Source organism: Paracoccus sanguinis (assembly GCF_900106665.1).
GTDB lineage: Bacteria > Pseudomonadota > Alphaproteobacteria > Rhodobacterales > Rhodobacteraceae > Paracoccus > Paracoccus panacisoli.
The window spans coordinates 23,967-39,579 of sequence record NZ_FNNA01000001.1; the positions used below are offsets into that span (position 1 = coordinate 23,967).

Genomic DNA, 15,613 nt, shown 5'->3' on the forward strand with positions numbered 1-15,613 from the left:
CTCACCTCATCGAACAACTGCTCTCGCTTGATTCAACTCCCGATGATCATGGACAAATCCGTGATCGGCAAGCCCTGATGTTCCCTTCCTGTTCGCATTCACTCATCTCGTTCAGCTGAGATGTCCCGTCGGGGGCGGCTGGGTGGCTTTTGATCGGTAACGACACCACCGAACACGGCTGCCGAGACATGAAACGCCCGAACCCGCTCCCTCCCGACCAGATGACCGCCTCCGAGCGCCGCGCCGAACTCTGCGGCCTGCTGGCGCTCGGGCTGGTTCGGCTGCTCGGGCAGGATGGACGCGAAGTATCTGACAATACTGGAGAACGTTGCCTACACTATCCCGACGACCAATGCCGTCATGCAACTCCAACTCACCGGAGAAACGCATGACGAAGCCCGATCCCATCCCCGCGCGCCTGGCCGCGCTGAAGTCCATGTCCGTCACCCAGTTGAAGGCGGAGTGGCAGACGATCTTTGCCACGGCGGCGCCAAACAATAGTCGGGCGTTCCTCGAGAGCCGGTTGGCCTACCGCATCCAGGAACTGACTTATGGCGGTCCTGATCGCGAAACCCGGCGCATGCTGGACCTGCTAGCCGACGAGGTCGGCGGCACCCTGACACGCAAGAGCCAGATCGCCGATCCTCGCAATCCCGTGGTCGGCACGAGGCTGATCCGAGAATGGAACGGGGTAGAGCACACGATCACGGTCTTGCGGGACGGATTCGAGTGGCAAGGGCGACCGTACAAATCCTTGTCCGCGATTGCGCGGGCGATCACCGGGACGCGCTGGAATGGCTACCGCTTCTTCGGGTTGCGTGAACGAAAGCGGGGGAATGATTGATGGATCAGCGTCCAAATCCCGTCCGCCGCCAGCGCTGCGCTATCTACACGCGCAAGTCGTCCGAGGAAGGGCTGGAGCAGGAGTTCAACAGCCTGCACGCCCAACGAGAGGCCTGCGAGGCCTACATCGCCAGCCAACGCTCCGAGGGCTGGGTGCTGGTCCGCGATCAGTATGACGACGGCGGCATCTCGGGCGGGACGCTGGAACGGCCCGGTCTCAAGCAGCTTCTGGCCGACATTGAGGACGGCCTGATCGATGTGGTGGTCGTCTACAAGATCGACCGCCTGTCGAGGTCGCTGATGGACTTCTCGAAGCTGGTCGAGGTCTTCGACCGCAACGGCGTGACGTTCGTGTCGGTCACGCAGTCCTTCAACACCACCACGTCCATGGGGCGCCTGACGCTGAATATCCTGCTCAGCTTCGCGCAGTTCGAGCGCGAGGTCACGGCCGAGCGCATCCGGGACAAGGTCCGCGCCTCCCGCATGAAGGGCATGTGGATGGGCGGCTATGTCCCGCTCGGGTACGATGTGAAGGACCGCAAGCTCGTGGTGAATGAAGACGAGGCTGCCACCGTGCGGGGCATCTTCGAGAGGTTCGTCGAGGTCGGATCAGCGACCGTGCTGGCCCGCGAACTGCGCCGCAAAGGGCTCCGCAACAAGCAGGGCACCTTGGTCGACAAGGGATATCTCTACAGAGTGCTGGTGAACCGCGTCTATCGCGGCGAGGCGGTCCACAAGGGCAAGGCCTATCCCGGCGAGCATCAGGCCATCATCGACGAGCAGCTGTGGGATCAGGTCCATGCCATCTTGCGGCAGAATCCGCGAAAGCGCGCCAACAACACCCGCGCGCAGGCGCCAGCGCTGCTCAAGGGGCTGATCTTCACGGCCACGGGCGCCGCCATGACCCCGAGCAGCACGAAGAAGGGCGCGCGGCGATACCGGTACTACGTCTCGATGGACGTCATCAAAAACCGCGAACCCAGCGATGAAGGCATCCCGCGCCGTCTTCCTGCCGACCTAGTGGAAGCGGCTGTGGTGACCGAGTTGCGGCGGGTGATGCGCGCGCCGTCGATCACGGCACAGGTCATTGCCCACTTGGCGCGCGAGGGTCACGCCTTCGCCGAGGCCGACGTGATCTCCGCGCTGCAGACGTTCGATGACGTCTGGGGCCAGCTGTTCCCTGCAGAGCAGACCCGGATCGTGCAGTTGCTGGTGCGCCGGGTCACGGTCACGTCCGAGGGGCTGGTCATCGATGTCCGGACTGACGGCGTCTCCGGCGTCATGCGCGACATGATGGCGCCACGAAAGAAGGTGGCGGCGGAATGATGAAACCCGACGAGTCCATCCAGATCTTCGTACCGCTCAAGGTCCGCAAGCAGAACGGGCGACCGAAGATCATGCCGCCCGCAACCTATTTGCCGAGCGAAGACCGGACGCAGGATCCGCATATCTTGCGCGCCATCGGCCGGGCGTGGGGCTGGCGGCGGCGCATGGAGACTGGTGAATTCAACACGGTCACCGATCTGGCGAAAGCCGTAGGGCTGGCCGAACGCCATGTCAGCCGACAGCTGCGGCTCGCCTATCTCGCGCCGGGCGTCCTCAAGCGACTGGTCTACAAGCGCGAGGTGCCCGCCGTGACCCTGTTGAAACTGACCGATGTCGCGGCCCTGCCATGGCACGCACAGCCGGAGCGGGTGTTCGACTGAGGCTCAGTGAAAGCTCGCCTGAAACGCCGTTGCGGTCAGCGAGACATGCGCGTCCAGTGGCGGGTGCAGTTCGAACGCCTTCGGCTCGCGTGAGAAATTCCACAGCCGGAACAGACGCCATTCCGACCGGCGCTCATCGGCCACGGCCAGTTCGTTGCGGGTGATGTGGAACGGCGTGCGCTCCCATCCGTTCGTGGTCTTGACCTCGATCAGCCGGGGTAGCCCGTCCGGGGCGAAACTGGCGATGTCGTAGCCCGCGCCATCGCCATCCTCCTCCGACACCCAGCGCACCTTGCGCGCCAGATCGTCCCGTCCTGCTGTCCGCAGTGCCGCGCGCTCATGCGCCAGCACACGTTCCTCGCCCGCGCGGCCGAGGGCCCGGTTGCGCTCGTCCCGCCCAGCAACGTCGAACTTGCGGGCGATGTGCAGCATCTGGTCCAGTTCCTGCGGAGGCGGCTGGTTCGACAACGTCGGCGGCGGCCCGATCCAGATCTGCGCCGCCTCGCGTAGGCCAGCGGCGGGGTGCAGCCCCGGTTGGCGCCCGAGCCAGGCGGGGTTCAGAGCCAGCCACCGGGCCACGGCATCCACCAAGGTCATCTGGAAATTGAACGCGGGTTTGTAGCCGGGGATCCAGTCCTCGCCGAGGCCCTTCAGCACCGCGCTGATGTTCTGGTGCTTGAACTCGACGGACCCCTCGGACCGGTTGTTCAGTAGCGGCAGGAGCGCCCGGCGATGCTCGGCCTTGCTGTAGCGGCGCGCGGAGATGTCGTCGGCCAGCATCGCGAAGTAATCCGCGACGATCAGGTCGTTCTCTGCATCCGTCCAGGGCCCGTTCGACATTGCGCCAGGCTATGGGCGCGAAGTCTGTTTGTCATCAGAGACTTCTGGCAGGGTCTTGGCTCGCTTCGGACGCTTCCGCCGGACTTGGAGATCGGCCGCCACTGAGCCGTCCTTCTGACCGCCCTGCGCCTTCGTGTTGGTCTCCGTCACCGGATTATCTCGCGAACGGGGCGACCTCATGAACCTGACAACCCATTGGAAATACGAGGATGTTTCGCACCGTCCCGTGGCCGTTGAGGGGCGTTCAAAGAGAGACGCAGGCCATTCGGAGACCCGTTCTGCGTCAAGCGTCCAGTCTCCGAAGGGCGGATGGCCCGGCCAACGCCCTTTGAAACAAAAAGAAAAAAGGCCCCAATCGGGGCCCCTGGACGGATTCAGTATCTGAATGTGGCGGAGTGGAAGGGATTCGAACCCTCGAGACGGTTTCCCGCCTGCACCCTTAGCAGGGGTGTGCCTTCGACCACTCGGCCACCACTCCGCCGGCGGGTCTATCAGCGGCAGCGGCCGGAGAACAAGGGTGAATCGAAGCATCTGCACGATGTTCGTGACCCGTACGGGCGGAACCCGACGCCCTCTCCCGCCCCGACCCGCTCACCCGGCTGCCGAGAAGCCCATTCATCTGGCGCCGACCAAGCAAATCCGTTCTATAGAAGAGGCACTACGGCGGGACGCGCTTCGTTCAACAAACCACAAACCCATGCCGTCCGCGCCTTCCCGGCGACGTGTGCCAGGCCTCCGCGCGGCCCCACCGCGCAGCTCCACGCCACGCCAATCAACCCATCCCGACGACGTTATCGGGCGACCCAGTTTGCCTTGCCCCCGAGCGGCCACCGCGCGTACCCACCGCAAGGCTCCACCCCCTCAGGCGTTGAACAGAAAATGCAGCACGTCGCCGTCCTGCACCTCGTAGCCCTTGCCCTCGACGCGGAACCGGCCGGCCTCGCGGGCGCCCGCCTCGCCGTTGCCCGCGACGTAATCCTCGTAGGCGATGGTCTCGGCGCGGATGAAGCCCTTCTCGAAGTCGCCGTGGATCACGCCCGCCGCCTGCGGGGCGAGCGTGCCAGCGTGGATCGTCCAGGCCCGCGCCTCCTTGGGGCCCACGGTGAAATAGGTCTGCAGGCCCAGCAGCGCATAGGCCGCGCGGATCAGGCGGTCGAGACCCGCCTCGTCCAGCCCCATCTCGCCCAAAAACAGCGCCGCCTCGTCCTCGGGCAGCTGGCTGATTTCCTCCTCGATGCGGGCCGAGATCACCACGTGGCCCGCCCCCTGCGCGCGCGCCATCTCGGCCACGCGGTCGGACTGGGCGTTGCCGGTCGCGGCCTTCGCTTCCTCGACGTTGCAGACGTAGAGCACGGGCTTCGCCGTCAGAAGCTGCAGCATGTCCCAAGCCTTGCGGTCGTCCTCGGCCACCGTGACGGTGCGCGCCGGCTGCCCGGCCTCGAGCACCGCCTGCGCGGCCATCAGCAGCCGGTCCTGGGCCGCGGCCTCCTTGTCGCCGCCCTTGAGCTTGCGGGCCAGGTTCGCGCGCCGCCGCTCGATCGATTCGAGGTCGGCGATCATCAGCTCGGTTTCGATGGTCTCGGCGTCGGCGACCGGGTCCACGCGCCCCTCGACATGGGTGATGTCGCCGTCTTCGAAACAGCGCAGCACATGGGCGATGGCGTCCACCTCACGGATGTTGGCGAGGAACTGGTTGCCGAGCCCCTCGCCCTTGCTGGCGCCCTTCACGAGCCCCGCGATGTCGACGAATGTGATGCGGGTCGGGATGATCTGCTTGGACCCCGCGATCGCGGCGAGCCGCTCGAGCCGGCGGTCGGGGACCGCCACCTCGCCCACGTTGGGCTCGATGGTGCAGAAGGGAAAGTTGGCCGCCTGCGCCGCGGCGGTGCGGGTCAGGGCGTTGAACAGGGTCGATTTGCCCACGTTCGGCAGCCCGACGATCCCCATGCGAAAGCCCATGTTCCATTCCCTTCGATGCGCGTGTCGCGGCCTTCTAGGGCAGCGGCGGCCCTGCGTCCAGCGGGCCGGACGGCGGCCCCCTGCCCCCGCAGCGGCCGCCGGGCCGTGCGGTCCCTGCCCTTCCCCTCGCAGCCCCGCTTGCCTATGACGGGCCAGACCCGACCGCGAGGAGCCCGCATGACCGCCCCCCACCGCGACCCCGATCAGCGCGACCCGAGCCCCAACGCCCCGGCGCCGACCCGCATCGACGCGACCTTCGCCCGGCTGGGCGCCGCGGGGCGCAAGGCCTTCGTCTCGTACGTCATGGCGTTCGACCCCGACCGCGAGACCTCGCTGCAGATCCTGCGCGGCCTGCCGGCGGCGGGGGTGGACGTGATCGAGCTGGGGATGCCCTTCACCGATCCGATGGCGGACGGCCCGACGATCCAGGCGGCCGGGCAGCGGGCGCTTGCCGCGGGCGGCTCGGTCACCGGGGTGCTCGAACTGGTGCGTGCGTTCCGCGAGGAGGATGCGACGACGCCCATCGTCCTCATGGGCTACTACAACCCGATCTACGCCCGCCGCGGCGGCGTCGCGCGCTTCCTCGAGGAGGCTGCCGCGGCCGGCGTGGACGGGCTGATCGTCGTGGACCTGCCGCCCGAAGAGGACGCCGAGCTCTGCCTGCCCGCGCAGGCGGCGGGGCTGAACTTCATCCGCCTCGCCACGCCAACGACCGACGACCGGCGGCTGCCGGCGGTGGTCGAGAATACCTCGGGGTTCGTCTATTACGTGTCGGTCACCGGCACGACCGGCGGCGCGGCCGCCAACGCCGCTGACGTCGCGCCCGAGATCGCGCGCGTCCGGGCCGCCGCAGGGCTGCCGGTCGTCGTGGGCTTCGGCATCGCCTCGCCCGAGGCGGCCGAGGCGCTGGCCGGGGTCGCGGACGGCTGCGTGGTCGGCTCGGCCATCGTGGCGCGGCTCGGGGCGGGTGAGCCGGTGGCCGATGTGCTGGGCTATGTCGAAAGCCTCGCCGCCGGCGCTCACCGGGCAGGCCCGACGGGCTGAGTCCTCCGCGACGCGACGAGGTGGAACGGTGAGCGGGGCGGACGGCGATGCCGGGGCGGATGGCGCGGCCATCACCTTCGACCATCTCGCGGTCGCGGCCGAGACGCTCGAGGCCGGGGCGGCGTTTCTTGAGGAGCGGCTTGGGGTCGCGCCGGACCCGGGCGGCGCGCATCCCCGCATGGGAACCCACAACCGGCTGCTCTCGCTGGGGCCCGAGGCCTATCTCGAACTGATCGCCATCGACCCCGCGGCCCCGGCCCCGGACCGGCCGCGCTGGTTCGGGCTCGACGGGTTTCGCGGGGCGCCGCGGCTGGTCGGCTGGGTGGCGCGGACGACGGCGCTGCGCCCGCCGCCGGGCACCTCGGTCTCGGCGCAGTCGCGCGGCGACCTGCGCTGGCAGATCGCGCTGCCAGAGGATGGCCGCCCGATGGCGGGCGGCGCGCTGCCGATGCTGATCGACTGGCAGGGCGGCCCCCACCCGGCGGAGCGCCTGCCCGACCGCGGCCTGCGGCTGGCGCGACTGGTGCTGGGGTTCGCGGGCCTCTGGCCGGATTGGGCGGCGACCTCGGACCCGCGGATCGAGATCGGACCGGGCGCAGTTCCGCTGCGGGCGCTGATCGAGACGCCATGCGGGGCGGTGTGGCTCTAGCACAGCGCGGGGGACACGACGTGGCGGGCGTCGTGCGAGATGATTCTGGTGTGATTGTTGAGCGGCGGGCGGGTTCTCCGGCCTCAGGTGGCCTGAGGTTGCCCCCGCACAAGAAGCCACGGCGCGCCGCTTGACCTTACGGTATGCACCCGCGTCTCGATCGCAGGTTCCCGGCTCGCAGTTGCTGAGAAAGGCCGGCGTCCGCGGCACGCGGGCGGCGCTCATCGTCTACCGCCGGGCCTCGGACGGCAACGATCCTAGAGATCGCTCGTCTGCCGCAGGAGGCACAGCCGCTCACCGCGTACCGGCCACGCAGCCTCAACGCACGTTGGCCCCTAAACGTGTCACGCGCACGTGAGTGGACCCCGGTGCGCCACTCCAACCTAACGGTCCGTCCCAGCGTGCCGCCGTTCAACCTCCCGGTTCGAACCGGCGCTGCGCCTCTTCAACCTCCCGGTTCTAGCCAGCGCTGTTTCCCGAGTCATCTAGCTGAGCGTCGCACCCAACGCTGCTCCCACAAGGCCGGCCACCCGTCCCATCTTGCCCTCACCGCTGCCGCGCCATGCCGCCCTTCGCCTCCGCGCCCCGCGCCTCGCTGCCCCGCCCGGCCGCTTCAGCACGCTTTTCCCACTCCCCGCCACCCAGCCCCGCCCGGCGCCGCACCGCGGCCGAAGTCCAGAGCCGCGCGCCGGTCGCCTCGGCGGTGGTGAGCCAGGTGAGCCGCCCCCCGCGCACCCACGCCGCCTGCGCCCCCGTCGCCCGCAGCCGCGCCTCGTCGAGCAATACGCAGTCATGCCGCCCCCTTGCCGCCCGGCCCTGCATCACCACGACCGCCCCCCCGGTGCAGGCGCGCTCCAGCGCCGCCGCTGCGCCCTTTCCCGAGAGGTGGTGCAGCGCCAGCCCGCCCACGCGGCTGACCCGGTCGCCGCGTGGGCCGGTCCAGCCGGGCCGCGCGGCGGCGGCCTCGGCGCTGGCCGCGTCGCCGTCGGCGCGCAGCCAGCTGTCGGCGACGAAGGCGCCCGCGGGTTTCGAGAGCGCCCGCCCCTCGGCCGTCATCACCCCCACGGCGCTCGCGTCCCCGGCGACGATCAGCGTCGGCCGCGCGCCCGCGACCCAGATTCCCGCGGCAAGCGCGACCGCCGCCAGCGCCACCCCCGCCAGTCCCCGCGCCGCACGCCGCCCGAGCGGCGCGCTCAGCGCCAGCAGCGCCACGGTGGCCCCGGTCCCGCCCAGCGGCAGCACCGCCCAGTGCGGCGCGCTGACGGTGGAGACCGCCCCCGCCCAGCCGGCGACCATCTCGCCCACGCCCAGCATCCAGCGCGTGCCCCACCCCATCGCCCAGAGCGCCGGCCCGGCGAGGCCCAGCGGCGCCAGCAGCGCCGCGATCACGCCCGCCGGCATCACCACCGCCCCCATCACCGTCACCACCAGCAGGTTGGCGATGAGCCCGTATTGCGCCGAGCGGTTGAAATGCGCCGCCGCCAGCGGCGCCGTCGCCAGCCCCGCGATCAGCGAGGACAGCACCAGCAGCGCCACGACCCGCAGCACCCAGGGCAGCCGGTCGGCGTGCCGCGACCAGACGGGAAAGACGAGGATCAGCGCCGCGGTGGCGGCAAAGCTCATCTGGAACCCCGGCGTCACCAGCGCCTCGGGCGCCACGGCGAGGATCGCCAGCGCCGCCACCGCCACCGTCCTGAGCGACAGCGCCCGGCGGTCGAGCAGGATCGCCCCGAGCATCACCGCCACCATCAGGAACGCCCGCTCGGTCGGCACCCCGCCGCCCGAGAGCCACAGATACGCCCCCGCCGCCGCCAGCGCCCCCAGCGCCGCCACCTTGTGCAGCGGCCGCCCGGCCAGCCCGCGTCCCACCGGGCTCGCCATCAGCCCCGCCAGCGCCAGCCTGAGCGCGGCATAGACGAAGCCCGCCACCATGCTCATGTGCAGGCCCGAGATCGAGACGATGTGGTAGAGGTTCGAATCGCGCATGAGCTGGTTCGTCGCCTCGGCGATGCCCGAGCGGTCCCCGGTCATCAGCGCCGCGGCGACCGCCCCCTCCTGCCCGCCGATCGCGTCGCGCATCGCGGCCCCCAGCCGCAGCCGCAGGGCGGTGGCGTCAAGCCAGCGCGGCGGGGCGGGCGCGACGGTCAGGATCGGCGTCCGGGTATAGCCGACCGCGCCCAGCCCCTCGAAGAAGGCGGCGCGGCGGAAGTCGAAGCCCCAGGGCTCGGCCGGGCCGGGGTTCGGCCCCAGATGCCCGGTCAGCATCACCCGCGTGCCGGGCGGCGGCAGCGCCTGCGGCTCGGTCAGCGAGATCCGCACCCGGCGCGGCGTCCGTTCGGGGGCGGTGTCGCGCAAGCGCACCTCGTCGAGCGTCAGGCGCATCCGGTCGCGGGCCGAGCGGTCGATGTCGGCCACCCGCCCCTCGATCGGGCCATAATAGCGGAAGTCGAGCACCGGCGCGGCGACCAGATGCGCCCTGAGCCCCGCGGACAGGAACCCGCCCGCGACCAGCGCCAGCGCCAGACCGGCCATCCGCACCGGATCGGCGCGCGCCCACCCGATCCGCCCGGCCAGCGCCGCGCGCCGGACGGCCCATCCGGCCCCCAGCGCCGCCAACAGCAGAAGCGCTGCTGCGGCATAGGCGCGGGCGCCCGGCTCGACCGTCAGGGCGAACCACGGCCCGATCCCGAGCGATAGAAACAGCGGCGCCCAGACGATCAGCCCGGCCTGCCCGACCCGGGTGTCGTCGCCTTCCAACTCCTCGCGCCGCGCCTTGCGCCGCACCAGCGCCTGCCACAGCCGCAGGCCGAGCGCCCGCGGCCCCCGCGCCTGCCGCGGTGTCAGCCCTGCGTCGAGCGCCGCCAATCCTTGTCTCTCCCCGTCCGCATCGCGTATCCCTCGGCCAACCCTAACCGCGCGGCCTTTCCAGAAGGTTAACGCCCGCCCGGGTGACCACCGCCGCGGCCGAGAGACAGGACCGACCCATGACGCCCCCCGCCCCCAGCCAGCCTGCCCCCGACGCGCCCGTCGTCACCCGCTTTGCCCCCTCCCCGACCGGCTACCTGCACATCGGCGGCGCGCGCACGGCGCTGTTCAACTGGCTCTACGCCCGGGGCCGGGGCGGACGCTTCCTGCTCAGGATCGAGGACACCGACCGCGCCCGCTCGACGCCCGAGGCGACGGCGGCGATCCTCGAGGGGCTGACGTGGCTCGGCCTCGACTGGGACGGCGAGCCGATCAGCCAGGCCGGGCGCGCCGACCGCCACGCCGAGGTCGCGCGCGAGATGCTCGCCGCCGGCACCGCCTATCCCTGCTACACCCCCGCCGACGAGATCGCCGCCTGGCGCGAGGCGCACCCGAACCAGGTGTTCCAGAGCCCGTGGCGCGACGCCGACCCGGCCACCCGGCCCGACGCGCCCTATGCCATCCGCCTGCGCGCCCCGCGCGAGGGCGTCACGGTGATCCACGACGCGGTGCAGGGCGACGTGACCTTCCGCAACGACCAGCTCGACGACATGATCCTGCTGCGCTCGGATGGGACACCCACCTATATGCACGCGGTGGTGGTGGACGACCACGACATGGGCGTGACGCATATCATCCGCGGCGACGACCACCTGACCAACGCCGCCCGCCAGGCCCAGGTCTATGCCGCGAACGGCTGGGCGCTGCCGGTCTTCGCCCATATCCCGCTGATCCACGGCACCGACGGCAAGAAGCTGTCCAAGCGCCACGGCGCCGTCGGGCTGCACGAGTTCGCCGCAATGGGCTATCCGCCGGCGGCGATGCGCAACTACCTCGCCCGGCTGGGGTGGAGCCACGGTGACGACGAGCTGTTCTCGGACGCCGAGGCGCAGGCGTGGTTCGATCTGGACGGGATCGGCAAGGCGCCGGCGCGGCTCGACTTCAAGAAGCTCGAGCACGTCTCGTCGCACCATATCGCGCAGATGGACGACGCCGCCCTACTGGCCGAGATCGCGGCCTTCCGCCAGGCCACCGGCGCGCCGGCGCTGACGCCGCGTCAGACAGAGCGGCTGACCCCGGCGCTGGGGGTCCTCAAGGCCAAGGCCCGGACCCTGCCGCAACTGATGGAGCAGGCGCATTTCGCCCTCGTCGACCGCCCCGTCGCGCGCGACGACAAGGCGCAGGCGGGGCTGGATGCGGTATCCGATGGTATACTGCCAGAATTGACTGCTGCGTTGCAGCATGTTAACTGGAATCGCGACGACCTGGAGGCCGCGGCGCAGCGGATCGCCGAGGCGCACGGCGTGGGGCTCGGCAAGATTGCGGCGGGGTTGCGCGCCGCGCTGGCAGGGCGCAGTTCCACCCCCAGCGTATTCGACATGATGCTGGCTCTGGGCCGCGAGGAAAGCCTGGCCCGGCTGGCGGACGCGGCGTCCTGACGCCGCGCCGAGGGGTCTGCGGCGGCTGCCGCAGGGGTGACCGGCGCGCCCGCGCGCCGATGCGAGGACAAAGGTGGCCCGGTGCCGCCCGACGAGTGACCCGGTCCCGCGGGACCAAGAGGCGAAAAGGAACGTGCGATGGCCGAAGCCAAGACTGCCCGGATCACGGTGAACGACAAGGACATCGACCTGCCGGTGCTGACCCCCACGGTCGGGCCGGACTGCGTGGATATCCGCAAGCTGTATGGCCAGGGGGGCGTGTTCACCTTCGACCCCGGCTTCACCTCGACGGCGGCGTGCGAAAGCGCGATTACCTACATCGACGGTGACCAGGGCGAGTTGTGGTACCGCGGCTATCCGATCGAGCAGCTGGCGGCCAAGTCGCACTACCTCGAGGTCTGCTACCTGCTGCTGCACGGCGAGCTGCCGAACAAGTCGCAGATGGACGATTTCGAGACCCGGGTCACCCGCCACACGATGGTGCACGAGCAGATGCACTATTTCTTCCGCGGCTTCCGGCGCGACAGCCACCCGATGGCGACCATGGTCGGCGTCGTGGGCGCGATGTCGGCCTTCTACCACGATTCGACCGACATCAACGATCCGAACCAGCGCGAGATCGCCTCGATGCGGCTGATCGCCAAGGTGCCGACGATCGCGGCGATGGCCTATAAATACTCGATCGGCCAGCCGTTCGTTTATCCGAGGAACGACCTCGATTACGCCTCGAACTTCCTGCACATGTGCTTCTCGGTCCCGGCCGAGCCCTACCACGTCGATCCGGCGCTGGCCCGCGCCATGGACCGCATCTTCACCCTGCACGCGGACCACGAGCAGAACGCCTCGACCTCGACCGTGCGGCTCGCGGGCTCGTCGGGCGCCAACCCCTTCGCCTGCATCGCGGCCGGCATCGCCTGCCTGTGGGGGCCGGCGCATGGCGGCGCCAACCAGGCCGCGCTCGAGATGCTGGAAGAGATCGGCTCGGTCGACCGCATCCCCGAATACATCAAGCGCGCCAAGGACAAGGACGATCCCTTCCGGCTGATGGGCTTCGGCCACCGGGTCTACAAGAACTTCGACCCGCGGGCGAAGATCATGAAGGAATCGGCCGACGAGGTGCTCGACATCCTCGGGATCGAGAACAACCCGACCCTGCAGGTCGCCAAGGAGCTTGAGAAGATCGCGCTCGAGGACGAGTACTTCGTCTCGAAGAAGCTCTATCCGAACGTCGACTTCTACTCGGGGATCATCCTGTCGGCGATGGGGTTCCCGACCTCGATGTTCACCCCGATCTTCGCGCTGTCGCGCACCGTCGGCTGGATCTCGCAGTGGAAGGAGATGCTGGGCGACCCGGACAACAAGATCGGCCGCCCGCGCCAGCTCTATGTCGGTGCCGACCGGCGCGACTATCTGGACGTCGACAAGCGCTGAGCCGCGCCGACCGTCAAGACGAAGGGGGCCCGCCGCGGCCCCCTTTTTCATTCCACGAGTTCGGCGAGCTGCGCGAAGGTCGCGCCCCAGCCCTCGGCAAAGCCCATCGCCGCGTGCCGGTCGCGGTCCTCGGCCGACGCGTGCAGCACCCGCGCGGTCAGCCGCGTGCCGCCCGCGTCGGGCACGAGCGTCAACTCGGCGGTCATGAACGGCGTCCTGGCTGGCCGGAACCCGGCCGAGAGCGCGTCCGTCCACACCAGCCGTTGCGGCGGCTCGGCCACCAGCACGCAGCCGCCCGCCTCGCCCTCCGCATCTGCGGCGCAGTCCTCGGCCGCGCCGTCCGGCCCCTCCATCTGGATGTCGAAGGCCCCGCCCGGATGCGGCTCGACCACCGCCGAGGTCACCCGCCACGGGCGCGGCGCGAACCAGCGCGACAGCTGCTCGGGGTGGGTCAGGGCGGCCCACACCGCCTCGGGTGCGGCGTCGATGCGCCGCGTGATGACAAGGTCGTTGCCCTCGGTCGTGGTCGTGGCTGGCATGGCGGACGCTCCCCTCAGCGGTCCGGGACAGGGTGAGGCGTCGCCCGCGCGACCGTCAAGGCCCCGGTTCCGCGGTGGGCGGCGACGTGCTAGGCCTTGCCGTGATCCGGCTGCGACAAGGGGGCGCGCGATGAACCTGCTGTTCGCCAACGACCGGCGCGGGACCTATCCGCCCAGCCTCTATGCCGAGCAGAACCCGCCGCTGCCCCCCTTCCCGCCCCTGCGCGGCGAGGCGCGGGCCGACGTGGTGGTCGTCGGTGCGGGCTACACGGGCCTCTCCGCCGCGCTGCACCTCGCGCGCGCCGGGCGGCGGGTCATCGTGCTCGAGGCGCAGCGGGTGGGGTTCGGCGCCTCGGGCCGCAACGGCGGGCAGATGGGGTCCGGCCAGCGCCTCGACGTGGCCGACCTCGAGCGGCTGGCCGGCAAGCCCGCCGCCCGCCGGCTCTGGGACATGGCCGAAGAGGCCAAGGCCCTGACCCGCGCCCACGCGGCCGAGGCCGGGGTCGCGGTCCACGACGGCATCGCCCACGCCGCCCGCAGCGCCGCCGAGGTCGCCCACGCGCACGAGAATGCCGCCCGCCTCGCCCGCGACTACGGCTACGACCGCATCACCCCGCTGGACGGCCCGGCGCTTTCGGCGCTGATCGGCACCGGCGTCTATGCCGGCGGCGACCTCGACCGCGGCGCCGGGCACCTCGACCCGCTGGCGCTGGCGCTGGGGATGGCGCGGCTGGCCCGCGACGCGGGCGCGGTGATCCACGAGGGCGCCCATGTCCACGCCATCCGCCACGCCCGTCGCGCGACCGAGACGACCATCGTGCAGACCGGCACCGGGCGGGTGCTCTGCGACCACGTCATCCTCGCCGCCAACGGCTATCTCGGCCACCTCGACCTCGGCGTGGCGGCCCGGGTCATGCCGATCAACAACTACGTCGTCGCCACCGAGCCGCTTGGCCCCCGCGCCGACGCGCTGATGGCCGAGAACGTCGCCGTCCACGACACCCGCTTCGTGGTGAACTACTGGCGGCTCTCGGACGACCGGCGGCTGGTCTTCGGCGGCGGCGAAACGCTGGGCTACCGCTTCCCCCGCGACATCGCGGCCAAGGTCCGCGGCCCGCTTGAGCAGGTCTACCCGCAGCTCAGGGGGGTGCGGATCACCCACGCCTGGGGCGGGACGCTGGCGATCACCATGAGCCGGCTGCCGCTCTTCGCCCGCCCCGCGCCGAACTGCCTGTCGGCGAGCGGGTTCTCGGGCCACGGGGTGGCGCTCTCGAACCTCGCCGGGCGGCTGATGGCCGAGGCGGTGATGGGGCAATCCGAGGGGTTCGACACCATGGCCGCCCTGCCCGCGCGGCAGTTTCCCGGCGGCGCCGGGCTGCGCTGGCCGCTGCTGGTGGCCGGGATGGGCTGGTACTCGCTGCGCGACCGGCTGGGCGTCTAGGGCGCGGCGTCAGGCCGGCCGGGGTCGTCGCCCACCGCGCCCTCGGCGCGCGCCTTGCGCGCCCGGCGGGCCAGCCGGCGCTGGTGATAGACCTCGACCAGCGGCACCGTCAGGCGGTGGAAGAGGAGCGCGGCGATCAGCCCCGGGATCAGCCCGCCGACCATGTAGGGCAGGAACACCGCCTGGGCGAAGTCGACCAGCCGGTCCCATTCCGCCGGCCGGCCGTCGAGCACGGCGAGCAGGTTGCGCAGGAACTGCCGCGTGGCGCCCGAGAACGCCTCGAGGATCAGCATCGGGTCGATGCTGCCCCCCTGCCCCAGCATCCACCGCCCGAGCGTGATCGCCACGACCGCGATCACCGGGATCGTCAGCGGGTTGCCGACGAAGCTGCCGATCACCGAGGCGAGCACGTTGCCGCGGATCGCCAGCGCCAGCGCCATGGCCCCCACGACGTGCAGCCCGAAGAGCGGCGTGAAGCTGATGAACACCCCCGCCGCCACCCCGCGCGCTACCCGCTGCGGCGGGTCCGGCAGGCGGCGCAGCCGGTGCACGCGGTACTTGATCGCCCGCCACCACCCGCCGCGCGGATAGACGATGTCGCTGGCCATCTGCGAATAGCTGCGGGGCTTGCGGCGGAACATGGGCGTCTCGGGCGGGCGGATGGCGGTGTGTCCGCCACTGTCCACCAGCCGTCCGCGGAGGGCAACCGGATCGCGGGAGTGTGTGGCGGGCGGGGTGCTTCAGAACGGTGCGGCAAG

At 70.7% G+C, this 15,613-nt stretch carries 13 protein-coding genes and 1 tRNA gene; 8 read left to right on the forward strand and 6 right to left on the reverse strand.

Features of this window, described 5'->3' with window-relative positions; translation table 11 throughout:
- The first annotated feature begins 388 nt into the window (after positions 1-388).
- The 3 genes from BLW17_RS00175 to BLW17_RS00185 are packed head-to-tail and all read left to right on the forward strand — an operon-like array spanning position 389 to position 2,549.
- Positions 389-844, forward strand: coding sequence for a DUF2924 domain-containing protein (locus BLW17_RS00175; RefSeq protein WP_036732847.1), 456 nt, complete (start codon positions 389-391; stop codon positions 842-844).
- Positions 844-2,169 carry a recombinase family protein gene (locus tag BLW17_RS00180; protein WP_036732844.1) on the forward strand — a complete coding sequence of 442 codons (1,326 nt, stop codon included), beginning with the start codon at positions 844-846 and terminating at the stop codon, positions 2,167-2,169. The genes BLW17_RS00175 and BLW17_RS00180 overlap by 1 nt, the downstream gene beginning before the upstream one ends.
- Positions 2,169-2,549, forward strand: coding sequence for a hypothetical protein (locus BLW17_RS00185; protein ID WP_425287073.1), 381 nt, complete (start codon positions 2,169-2,171; stop codon positions 2,547-2,549). The genes BLW17_RS00180 and BLW17_RS00185 overlap by 1 nt, the downstream gene beginning before the upstream one ends.
- Before the next feature lie 3 nt (positions 2,550-2,552).
- Here BLW17_RS00185 and BLW17_RS00190 read toward each other — a convergent pair whose 3' ends face one another.
- The 3 genes from BLW17_RS00190 to ychF all read right to left on the reverse strand — a co-directional run bounded on the left by BLW17_RS00190 (position 2,553) and on the right by ychF (position 5,348).
- Entirely contained in the window at positions 2,553-3,389 is an 837-nt protein-coding gene (locus BLW17_RS00190) for a protein NO VEIN domain-containing protein (RefSeq protein ID WP_036732838.1), read from the reverse strand.
- Positions 3,390-3,777: 388 nt separating this feature from the next.
- Positions 3,778-3,867, reverse strand: a tRNA-Ser gene (locus BLW17_RS00195).
- Between the two features lie 383 nt (positions 3,868-4,250).
- Positions 4,251-5,348 carry a redox-regulated ATPase YchF gene (gene ychF / locus BLW17_RS00200; protein ID WP_036707905.1) on the reverse strand — a complete coding sequence of 366 codons (1,098 nt, stop codon included), beginning with the start codon at positions 5,346-5,348 and terminating at the stop codon, positions 4,251-4,253.
- 177 nt (positions 5,349-5,525) lie between these two features.
- Between ychF and trpA the strand changes: the two genes are divergently transcribed.
- The gene (gene trpA / locus BLW17_RS00205; protein ID WP_052176331.1) at positions 5,526-6,392 is read left to right on the forward strand and encodes a tryptophan synthase subunit alpha; all 867 of its coding nucleotides are present in this window, start codon (positions 5,526-5,528) and stop codon (positions 6,390-6,392) included.
- Between the two features lie 28 nt (positions 6,393-6,420).
- Positions 6,421-7,041: a VOC family protein gene (locus tag BLW17_RS00210; RefSeq protein WP_231572761.1), complete on the forward strand. Its 621-nt coding sequence runs from the start codon at positions 6,421-6,423 to the stop codon at positions 7,039-7,041.
- Between the two features lie 546 nt (positions 7,042-7,587).
- On the opposite strand, the gene BLW17_RS00215 is transcribed toward BLW17_RS00210, so the two are convergent.
- The gene (locus BLW17_RS00215) at positions 7,588-9,906 is read right to left on the reverse strand and encodes a ComEC/Rec2 family competence protein (protein WP_074825940.1); all 2,319 of its coding nucleotides are present in this window, start codon (positions 9,904-9,906) and stop codon (positions 7,588-7,590) included.
- Between the two features lie 119 nt (positions 9,907-10,025).
- Between BLW17_RS00215 and gltX the strand changes: the two genes are divergently transcribed.
- The gene (gltX, locus tag BLW17_RS00220; protein WP_074825944.1) at positions 10,026-11,444 is read left to right on the forward strand and encodes a glutamate--tRNA ligase; all 1,419 of its coding nucleotides are present in this window, start codon (positions 10,026-10,028) and stop codon (positions 11,442-11,444) included.
- Positions 11,445-11,582: 138 nt separating this feature from the next.
- Positions 11,583-12,875: a citrate synthase gene (gltA, locus tag BLW17_RS00225; RefSeq protein ID WP_036736464.1), complete on the forward strand. Its 1,293-nt coding sequence runs from the start codon at positions 11,583-11,585 to the stop codon at positions 12,873-12,875.
- A gap of 47 nt (positions 12,876-12,922) precedes the next feature.
- Here the strand turns inward: gltA and BLW17_RS00230 are convergent, their stop codons facing one another.
- Positions 12,923-13,414: an SRPBCC domain-containing protein gene (locus tag BLW17_RS00230; RefSeq protein ID WP_036736465.1), complete on the reverse strand. Its 492-nt coding sequence runs from the start codon at positions 13,412-13,414 to the stop codon at positions 12,923-12,925.
- A gap of 130 nt (positions 13,415-13,544) precedes the next feature.
- Between BLW17_RS00230 and BLW17_RS00235 the strand changes: the two genes are divergently transcribed.
- Positions 13,545-14,855: an NAD(P)/FAD-dependent oxidoreductase gene (locus BLW17_RS00235; RefSeq protein ID WP_036736467.1), complete on the forward strand. Its 1,311-nt coding sequence runs from the start codon at positions 13,545-13,547 to the stop codon at positions 14,853-14,855.
- Here the strand turns inward: BLW17_RS00235 and BLW17_RS00240 are convergent.
- Positions 14,852-15,541 carry a DUF2062 domain-containing protein gene (locus tag BLW17_RS00240; protein WP_139305877.1) on the reverse strand — a complete coding sequence of 230 codons (690 nt, stop codon included), beginning with the start codon at positions 15,539-15,541 and terminating at the stop codon, positions 14,852-14,854. The genes BLW17_RS00235 and BLW17_RS00240 overlap by 4 nt on opposite strands.
- Positions 15,542-15,613 lie beyond the last annotated feature (72 nt).

What these genes read in the sequence shown, in the direction of transcription:
- BLW17_RS00175 (WP_036732847.1), top strand. Translation starts at nt 389, where the DNA reads ATGACGAAGCCCGATCCCATCCCCGCGCGCCTGGCCGCGCTGAAGTCC.
- BLW17_RS00180 (WP_036732844.1), top strand. Translation starts at nt 844, where the DNA reads ATGGATCAGCGTCCAAATCCCGTCCGCCGCCAGCGCTGCGCTATCTAC.
- BLW17_RS00185 (WP_425287073.1), top strand. Translation starts at nt 2,169, where the DNA reads ATGAAACCCGACGAGTCCATCCAGATCTTCGTACCGCTCAAGGTCCGC.
- BLW17_RS00190 (WP_036732838.1), bottom strand. Translation starts at nt 3,389, where the DNA reads ATGTCGAACGGGCCCTGGACGGATGCAGAGAACGACCTGATCGTCGCG.
- ychF (WP_036707905.1), bottom strand. Translation starts at nt 5,348, where the DNA reads ATGGGCTTTCGCATGGGGATCGTCGGGCTGCCGAACGTGGGCAAATCG.
- trpA (WP_052176331.1), top strand. Translation starts at nt 5,526, where the DNA reads ATGACCGCCCCCCACCGCGACCCCGATCAGCGCGACCCGAGCCCCAAC.
- gltX (WP_074825944.1), top strand. Translation starts at nt 10,026, where the DNA reads ATGACGCCCCCCGCCCCCAGCCAGCCTGCCCCCGACGCGCCCGTCGTC.
- gltA (WP_036736464.1), top strand. Translation starts at nt 11,583, where the DNA reads ATGGCCGAAGCCAAGACTGCCCGGATCACGGTGAACGACAAGGACATC.
- BLW17_RS00230 (WP_036736465.1), bottom strand. Translation starts at nt 13,414, where the DNA reads ATGCCAGCCACGACCACGACCGAGGGCAACGACCTTGTCATCACGCGG.
- BLW17_RS00235 (WP_036736467.1), top strand. Translation starts at nt 13,545, where the DNA reads ATGAACCTGCTGTTCGCCAACGACCGGCGCGGGACCTATCCGCCCAGC.